Source organism: Streptomyces boncukensis (assembly GCF_011045075.1).
Lineage (GTDB): Bacteria > Actinomycetota > Actinomycetes > Streptomycetales > Streptomycetaceae > Streptomyces > Streptomyces boncukensis.
Genome location: NZ_JAAKZZ010000355.1, coordinates 1 through 8,086 on the forward strand (window position 1 = coordinate 1; position 8,086 = coordinate 8,086).

Below are 8,086 nucleotides of genomic sequence, written 5' to 3' on the forward strand. Positions count from 1 at the left end.
GGGGCGGAGACGGGGACGGCGGCGCCGGCGCCGCCGAAGCGACCGCCGAGCCCGGGGGCACCGCCGGGTCCGTCGTGGCCGGCGGCGGCAGGGGGCCCGGCCGCGACCTCGCGTTCGTTCCTGCGGCACAGCCGCTCCAGCTCCGGCCAGCCGCGCCCTCTCGTGAAGCCCCCGGCCGGCTCCGCGTGCCCCGGGCCACCGCCCGCGCCCGGACTGCCGCTCCACACGGCGGCGGGAACAGTCGTCACCAGGCCGTCCCGGTCCCGGCCCAGAACGTGGATCTCCGCGATGCGCCGCCGCCCCGAGCGGTCCCGCACCAGATGGACGATCACATCCAGCGCCGCGGCCAGCTGGCTGTGCAGCGCGGCCCTGTCCAGCCCGGCCGTTGTGCCCAGCGCCTCCAGACGGGCGGGCACATCGCGGGCGGCGTTGGCGTGCACCGTGCCGCAGCCGCCCTCGTGGCCGGTGTTCAGCGCGGCGAGAAGGTCGGTCACCTCGGGCCCGCGCACCTCGCCCACCACCAGCCGGTCGGGCCGCATCCGCAGGGCCTGCCGCACCAGGTCGCGCAGCTCGACCCGGCCCGCACCCTCCTGGTTCGCCGGGCGCGACTCCAGCCGCACCACATGCGGGTGGTCCGGGCGCAGCTCGGCCGAGTCCTCGGCGAGGACGATCCGCTCGTGCGGCCCGACGAGGCCCAGCAGGGTGGACAGCAGCGTCGTCTTCCCGGAGCCGGTGCCGCCGCTGATGACGTACGAGAGCCTGGCGTCCAGCATCGCCCGCAGCAGCCGCTCCCCGCCCGGCGGGACCGTGCCCGCCGCCGTCAGCTCGTCCAGCGAGAAGGCTCTGGGCCGCACCACGCGCAGCGACAGGCAGGTCGAGCCGACGGCGACGGGCGGCAGCACCGCGTGCAGCCGGGTCCCGTCGGGCAGCCGCGCGTCCACCCACGGCCTGGCGTCGTCGAGGCGGCGGCCCGCCGAGGTCGCCAGCCGCTGCGCCAGGCGGCGTACGGCGGCGGCGTCGGGGAAGCGCACGCTGGTCCGCTCCAGGCCGCGCCCGCGGTCCACCCACACTTCGTCGGGCCGGGTCACCAGCACGTCCGTGACGTCCGGATCGGCGAGCAGCGCCTCCAGCGGGCCCGCGCCGACCAGCTCGGACCGCAGGGCCTCCACCACCCTCAGCACCGCGCTGTCCCCCAGCAGCCGCCCCTGGGCGCGCAGGGCCGCCGCGACCCGCGCGGGCGTCGGCTCGCCCCCGGTCTCGGCGAGGCTCCGCCGGACGGCGTCCAGCAGGTCGGCGCCCGCGCCGCCGGAGGCCCGCGCCGTCTCCGGACGGCGGGCGGCGGGCCCTCCGGCGCCCTCCGACGGCCCCGAACCCGGCACCGGGTCCGATCCCGGCGCCGGCGCCCGGTCCGGCACCGGGTCCGGGTGGCCTGTCCTGCCCGGCGGGACGGCGCGCCGGGCAGGAGCAGGGCCGCCTCGCAGGCCGAAGCGCGCGGGCGAACCGGGCCCGCCGGGCCTGTACGGCGCGGCGTCCGTGCGACGCTCCCTGAGCCGACTCACGCCGCCACCTCCCCGCTGCTGAGCACCTGGTCCCAGAACCCGCGGCAGAAGCGGGCCAGCGCGCCGCTCCTCTCGGATCCCGGCGGCAGCCCGCGGTCGATGCTCTCCAGCAGTCCGCTCTCCCAGGGCAGCTCGCCCGCGAGCGGCAGCCCGAGCAGCCGGGCGACCTCGTCCGCGTCCAGGCCCGGCCCATAGCCCCGCTCGCCGCCGGGGCCTCCGGGGGTGCGCACGACGGCGCGCAGGTCCCGCAGCACCATCCGCACGCGGGACGCCATACGGTGCGCCGCCGCGACGGCCCGCAGCTCGGCCGGGACGACGGCGAGGCCGAGATCCAGCTGCACCAGCGCCTCCGCGACGGACTCGTCCACCTGCCGGGGCAGGTCGACGACGACGACACCGCCGCGCCGCCGCGCCGCGGACAGCACGGACTTCATCGCGTCCGCCGGGATCACCACGGAGTCCCCCCGGTCCCAGCTCAGCACCGCGAGGTCGTGCAGCTTCGGCAGCGACTCCTCCAGCGCGGGACCCGCGACACGCCCGCGCGACTCGGCGAAGGCCGGCCACCGCAGCCCTTCCACCCGCTCGCCGCCCAGCAGCACATCGATCCCGCCACCGAGCGGATCGCCGTCGACAAGCATCGTGCGCTGCCCGGCCCGCGCCGCGGTGACCGCCAGCGCGCAGGCGAGTGTGGAGGCTCCGGATCCGCCGCGTCCGCCGATCACTCCGACGGTCAGCGCGGGCTGTCCGACATCCTCCGCGGCGTCGGCGATCCGGCCGGCGAGCCAGTCCTCCGCGTCGGGCAGCACCACCACGCCCTCGGCGCCGATCCGGACGCCGCGCTCCCAGACCCCCGGCTCGTCGAGGTCGCGGCCGATCAGCAGCACACCCGGCCTGCGCGGCGCGCCGGGCGAGGTGCTGTCCGGGCCGCTGTGGAGGCCCGCCGCCCGCGCGCAGTCGTCCCCGACGAGCACCAGCGGGGCGCGCTCCCACGAGGCGGCTCCGCCCCAGCTCGCCCAGCTCATCCCGCCCGCGGGCACCCCGTGCGCGACATCCGCCTCGGCCCCGGCAGCCGCGCACAGTCGCAGTAGGTCATCGAGGAGTTCGTCCTCCTCGGTCACAATGAGAATGTTTTCAGCCAAGATCCCGTCCTCGTTCGCACCGGGCGTCCTCGCATCCGCAAAGCGCAGCGGACGCCGCCGGGAATCACCGTGCTGCGAACCGGAAAAAGTTGGGGATCATGGACCAAAACTGTGGACAACTCGGCGGTCGTGGAAAATTCCGTCACCCATACCAGTGACTTCCGGAGAGCAGCCTACCGATTACACTCAGTCACAGATCGTGCGAGCGGGCTGTCGCACCCCGGAAAGATCGACAAGGCGGGCGCGCACGCCGCGCGTGCCGGAAAGATGCCCCTGGACATGCGACGACCCCCGCCGGGGGGGAGAGCGGGGGTCGTCCCCACGGCCGACTCGGGGGGGGAGGAGTCGGGCCGGGTTAGCACGGTCGCGAACGATCCGTGACTTCCATGGTGTACCCGAGAGCCTTCTCAGGCAAACCCACGCGCCCCACCTTACGCCGAATGGTTGGCGCCTATGCTCGCACCCGTGGAAAACCTAGCGATGCCCCGCACAGCCGCCTTCTTCGATCTGGACAAGACGGTCATTGCGAAGTCGAGCACGCTCACCTTCGGCAAGTCCTTCTACCAAGGTGGCCTGATCAATCGCCGCGCCGTACTCCGCACCGCCTACGCGCAGTTCGTATATCTCCTCGGCGGAGCCGACCACGACCAGATGGAACGGATGCGCGAGTACCTGTCGGCACTCAGCCGGGGCTGGGACGTGCAGCAGGTCAAGGAGATCGTCGCGGAGACGATCCACGACCTCATCGACCCCATCATCTACGACGAGGCCGCCTCCCTCATCGAGGAGCACCACCTTGCCGGGCGGGACGTCGTGATCGTCTCCACCTCGGGCGCCGAGGTCGTCGAGCCCATCGGCGACATGATCGGCGCGGACCGCGTCGTGGCCACCCGGATGGTTGTGGAGGACGGGCGCTTCACGGGCGACATCGAGTACTACGCCTACGGCCCGGCCAAGGCCGAGGCGATCCGAGAGCTGGCCGGGAGCGAGGGATACGACCTCGCGCGCTGCTACGCGTACAGCGACTCCGCGACCGATGTGCCCATGCTCGAAGCGGTCGGCCACCCGCACGCCGTCAATCCGGACCGCGCCCTGCGCAAGGAGGCGCTCGCACGCGGCTGGCCGGTGCTGTCCTTCTCCCGGCCGGTCCGCCTCAAGCAGCGGATCCACAGCCTGCCGATGCCCTCCCGGCCTGCGCTCGCGGTCACGGCCGCCGTCGGCGCCGCCGCGGCGGCAGCCGGGCTCGTCTGGTACAACAGCCGACGCCGAGCCCGCCTCGGACCATTTCGTCCATTTTAATGCGTATAGCGACCTTTTGAAGTGGAAAGTAAAGATCTGCGGCAAGGGCTTCCGTTGGCCCCTGCCGCGGAGTACAAAGGAGTCAACGGCCCGCGAGACCAGCGGCATCCGGAAGGATCCCGCTCACGCATATCGGCCCCACGGACCGGACGCATGAAAACTGGGCACCCACGCGACGCGTAGCCCGCGGATCGGGCAGGACCCACCAGGGAACGGGCGAAGTCCCGTGCTGATGGGCACAAAGGGAAGCACGCACTGGTAACCCGGCGGACATGCCAGCGGCGGCACACATGCGCAAGCAGGTGCCGCCGCATTTCGTGTCGGCGGGCAGTCCGGCCCGTCAGGCGGCGCCGCGCTGCAGCGCCTCGCAGACCGCCGTGCTCTCGCGTACGCCCAGCTCCACCGCGCGTCCGCACTGGGCGATCCACGCGGCCATCCCTTCAGGCGTGCCGGACGCGAAGCCGTCCAGTGCCGCCCGGTACGCCTCGCGCCCCTGCTCCGCCTGGCCCACCTCGGCCGGGCAGATCGCCTTGGGGTCGAGTCCGCTGCCGATGAGCACGATCCGCTCGGCGGCGCGCGCCACCGGCCCGTTGTACGAGCCGAACGGACGCAGGGTCATCAGCTCGCCGTGCACCACGGAGGCGAGAACCAGCGCGGGCGCCGAGGTGCCGCCCGTGATGAGCTGCGCGAGCCCGTCCAGCCGCACCCCCACCTCGTCGGCCGGGGGCGGCGCCGACCCGGCCTCGGGCCCGTCCACCGGCTCCCCGGCGAGCCGCGGCCTGCCCACCGCGTCGCCCGGCTCTCCCTTCCCGGCGGCCACCAGGTGCAGCCGGGCGAGCACGCGGAGCGGCGACTGCTGCCAGACGTCCAGCAGTTGACCGGCCTCCGCCGTCACCCGCAGCGCGGCCCCGACCGTACGGGGCTCGCCCGCGACGCCGAAGTCGGTGCGCCGCCGCACTTCCTCCAGCGCCCAGTCCGCGCCCTCCAGTGCGGCCGAGGCGCGCGCTCCGCGCAGCGCCGCCTCGCCGCTCACCTCGCTGCTGCGCCGGCGCATGATCCGGTGTCCGTAGACCCGGTCGACGGCTTTGCGCACGGATTCCACGGCCTGCGGCACACCGGGCAGCTCTGCGAGCGGGGCCAGCGGGTCGACGGGGTCCACGGTGTTACTCATGCGTACGACCCTACGCACGACTTCCGACCGCCCAACACCTCATTCGAGTGGTCTTCTTCACTCGCCGCGTCCTGCCGCCGGGGCCGCGCACATTACGCTGATGAACATGAAGATCGCTTTCGTAGGGAAGGGCGGCAGTGGCAAGACCACGCTGTCCTCGCTGTTCATCAGGCACCTCGCCGCGCGCGGCGCTCCGCTGGTCGCGGTGGACGCCGACATCAACCAGCACCTGGGCGCCGCGCTCGGGCTGGACGAGGACGAGGCCGCCGCACTGCCCGCGATGGGCGCGCGGCTCCCGCTCATCAAGGACTATCTGCGCGGCAGCAACCCGCGGATCACCTCGGCCGAGACGATGATCAAAACGACTCCCCCGGGAGCGGGGTCGCGGCTGCTGCGGATCAGCGAGGACAACCCCGTCTACGACGCCTGCGCACACCCCGTCCTTCTGGAGGGCAGGCCCATCCGGCTGCTGGCCACGGGGCCGTTCACCGACTCCGACCTGGGGGTCGCCTGCTACCACTCGAAGACCGGCGCGGTCGAGCTGTGCCTGAACCACCTTGTCGACGGGCGGGACGAGTTCATGGTGGTGGACATGACGGCGGGGAGCGACTCGTTCGCCTCCGGAATGTTCACCCGTTTCGACATGACGTTCCTGGTGGCCGAACCGACCCGCAAGGGCGTCTCGGTCTACCGGCAGTACAAGGAGTACGCACGCGACTTCGGCGTCTGCCTGCGTGTGGTCGGGAACAAGGTGCAGAGCGAGGACGACCTGGACTTCCTGCGCCAGGAGACAGGTGACGACCTGCTCGTCGCCGTCGGCCATTCGGACTGGGTCCGCGCCATGGAGAAGGGCAGGCCGCGCCCGTACGGTGAGCTGGAGGAGCCCAACTCCCGTGCGCTGGAGACGCTGTACGAGGCGGCGGTCGGCGCGTACGAGCAGCGGGACTGGGAGCGCTACACGCACCAGATGGTGCACTTCCACCTGCGGAACGCGGAGAGCTGGGGGAACGAGAAGACCGGCGCCGATCTCGCCGCGCAGGTCGACCCCTCCTTCGTGCTGAGCGAGGACCTCGTCGTACCGCAGCCCGCCTGACACGCCCGGTGCGGGCCTCCGGCCGGTCGTGCCCCGTCCCGGCGCACGGGCACCGGGACGGGACGGCACGGGACAGCGCGGCTAGCGGGACTGCACCCCCGGGACCGGGGTGGGAAGGAAGGTGCTCCACCCGTCCGGAGGCCGTTCGCCCACGTCCAGGGTGCGCAGCTTGGCGAGCACCCGGGGGTCCTGGGCGTCCAGCCAGTCGACCAGTTGCCGGAAGGAGACGCAGCGCACGTCCTTCTTCCGGCACACCGTCCGCATCACGTTCTCGACGGCGTCCATGTAGACCCCGCCGTTCCAGTCCTCGAAGTGGTTCCCGATGACCAGGGGTGCGCGGTTGGTGGTGTACGCGCGGCGGAACCCCTGAAGGAGTCCGTCGCGCATCTGCCGTCCATACGCCGCGCGCTTGCCGACAGGACCGTTGACCGTGCCGGACTGGTTGGCGAGGAAGTTGTAGTCCATGGACAGCGTCTCGAACTTCCGGCCCGGCATCGGAATCTGCTGGAGCGGCAGGTCCCACAGTCCCTCACGCTTGTCCGGCCACACCTGGGTGCCGTTGCCGCTGGAGTCGTAGCGGAAGCCCATCTGGCGTGCCGCCTTCAACAGGTTCCGCTGGCCTTCCAGACAGGGGGCACGGCCGCCGATGAGCTCGGTGGTGTAGTTGAACGGGAGGGGCTTGGCGCGCCGCCAGCCGGTGGTCGTCTTCCAGTTCTGCACGAACCATCTGGCCTGCCGGATCTCGCTCTTCCACTGCGCCACCGTCCAGCTCCCCACGCCCTTCGCGCCGCAGAAGTGGCCGTTGAAGTGCGTGCCGATCTCGCTGCCGTCCTGCCACGCCGCGCGTAGCTGCCGCAGGGTGGCGCGGACGTTCCGGTCCTTGAGGTAGCCGATGTCGGAGGCGCCGCGGCCGCGGCCCGGAGCCGCGTAGCGCTTCTTCTCCGCCTCGGGCAGCAGATAGACGCCGCTGACGAAGTACGTCTGCGAGGCGCCGTACTTTTTGCCCGCTTTGCGGAAGCGAGAGAAGAGCCGCTTGCCGTCCTCGCCCGCGCCGTCCCAGGAGAAGACGACGAACTGCGGCGGCTTCCGGCCCGGTCCGATCCGCCGGGGGTGCGGCTGCGCCGGCTGCCGGCCGGTGATGGCCGTCGAGCCGTCCCCGAGGAGGCGTACCGGCGTCCTGGGTTTCCCTTCCGGACGGCGCTCCGCGACGTCCGTGCGCTGCTCTGTGCGCTGTTCTACGCGCTGCTCCGTGCTCTCCGTGCATCCACTGAGGAGCAGGGCCAGCGTCAGGAACCCCAGCGCGACCGCGCTGCCCGGATTCCGTCTTCGCCCGCACGCCATCGGCTCACCTCGTTCTCTCGTGGTGCTGTCGTCGTGCAGCCGCCGTCCTCCGGCGGCGGCGCAGCGCGGCACGGCGATCGGCGATTACCTGACAATCAACTTCACATAACGGGCAGCTCGGATATATACGACAAGCTGACTTCTAGCCGCTGTTCACTCGTGAGGGGGAATCCCGGGCCCAGGCAACGGTGCGGACTTCTCCGGAGCTTTACACGGCATTACTCTTCGTTTACCGATGCTTGGGAGTATCCAGACGGTCACGCACCGTGCCATCCGTCGAGGGAGACACGATGTCCGCCTGCCCCCATGTCCCCAGCGCCCCCCGAGGGTCCCGCGAGCGTTCCCGGAAACGCTGGGGCAAAGACCTGTCCGCTTCGGTGACCGTATTTCTCATCGCACTGCCGCTCTCGCTCGGCATCGCCCTGGCGACCGGCGCACCGCTCCAGGCCGGGCTCGTCGCCGCGGCGGTGGGCGGGATCGTGGG

The 8,086-nt window shown here is 72.3% G+C and carries 7 protein-coding genes; 3 read left to right on the top strand and 4 right to left on the bottom strand.

Going from position 1 to position 8,086, the window contains the following annotated elements; genetic code table 11:
- A partial coding sequence (locus tag G5C65_RS26320) for a TadA family conjugal transfer-associated ATPase (RefSeq protein ID WP_241266066.1) occupies positions 1 to 1,289 on the bottom strand: 1,289 nt, incomplete at its 3' end.
- Between the two features lie 266 nt (positions 1,290 to 1,555).
- Positions 1,556 to 2,698 (bottom strand): septum site-determining protein Ssd, encoded by a 1,143-nt coding sequence (ssd, locus tag G5C65_RS26325; RefSeq protein ID WP_165301430.1) that lies wholly within the window; start codon positions 2,696 to 2,698, stop codon positions 1,556 to 1,558.
- A 453-nt stretch (positions 2,699 to 3,151) separates the two neighbouring features.
- Here ssd and G5C65_RS26330 point away from each other — a divergent pair, with 453 nt between their 5' ends.
- Entirely contained in the window at positions 3,152 to 3,997 is an 846-nt protein-coding gene (locus G5C65_RS26330; protein ID WP_165301431.1) for an HAD family hydrolase, read from the top strand.
- A 340-nt stretch (positions 3,998 to 4,337) separates the two neighbouring features.
- Here the strand turns inward: G5C65_RS26330 and G5C65_RS26335 are convergent, their stop codons facing one another.
- Positions 4,338 to 5,168, bottom strand: a complete 831-nt coding sequence (locus G5C65_RS26335) for a Fic family protein (RefSeq protein ID WP_165301432.1) — start codon at positions 5,166 to 5,168, stop codon at positions 4,338 to 4,340.
- Between the two features lie 106 nt (positions 5,169 to 5,274).
- On the opposite strand from G5C65_RS26335, the gene G5C65_RS26340 reads away from it, so the two are divergent.
- A complete protein-coding gene (locus G5C65_RS26340) occupies positions 5,275 to 6,261 on the top strand; it encodes an ATP-binding protein (protein ID WP_165301433.1) in 987 nt (328 codons plus the stop codon).
- 81 nt (positions 6,262 to 6,342) lie between these two features.
- Here the strand turns inward: G5C65_RS26340 and G5C65_RS26345 are convergent, their stop codons facing one another.
- Complete coding sequence (locus G5C65_RS26345; RefSeq protein ID WP_165301434.1) at positions 6,343 to 7,602, bottom strand: polysaccharide deacetylase family protein; 1,260 nt, start codon at positions 7,600 to 7,602, stop codon at positions 6,343 to 6,345.
- A gap of 290 nt (positions 7,603 to 7,892) precedes the next feature.
- On the opposite strand from G5C65_RS26345, the gene G5C65_RS26350 reads away from it, so the two are divergent.
- Positions 7,893 to 8,086 (top strand): SulP family inorganic anion transporter (locus G5C65_RS26350; protein ID WP_165301435.1); only part of this gene is annotated, 194 nt, incomplete at its 3' end.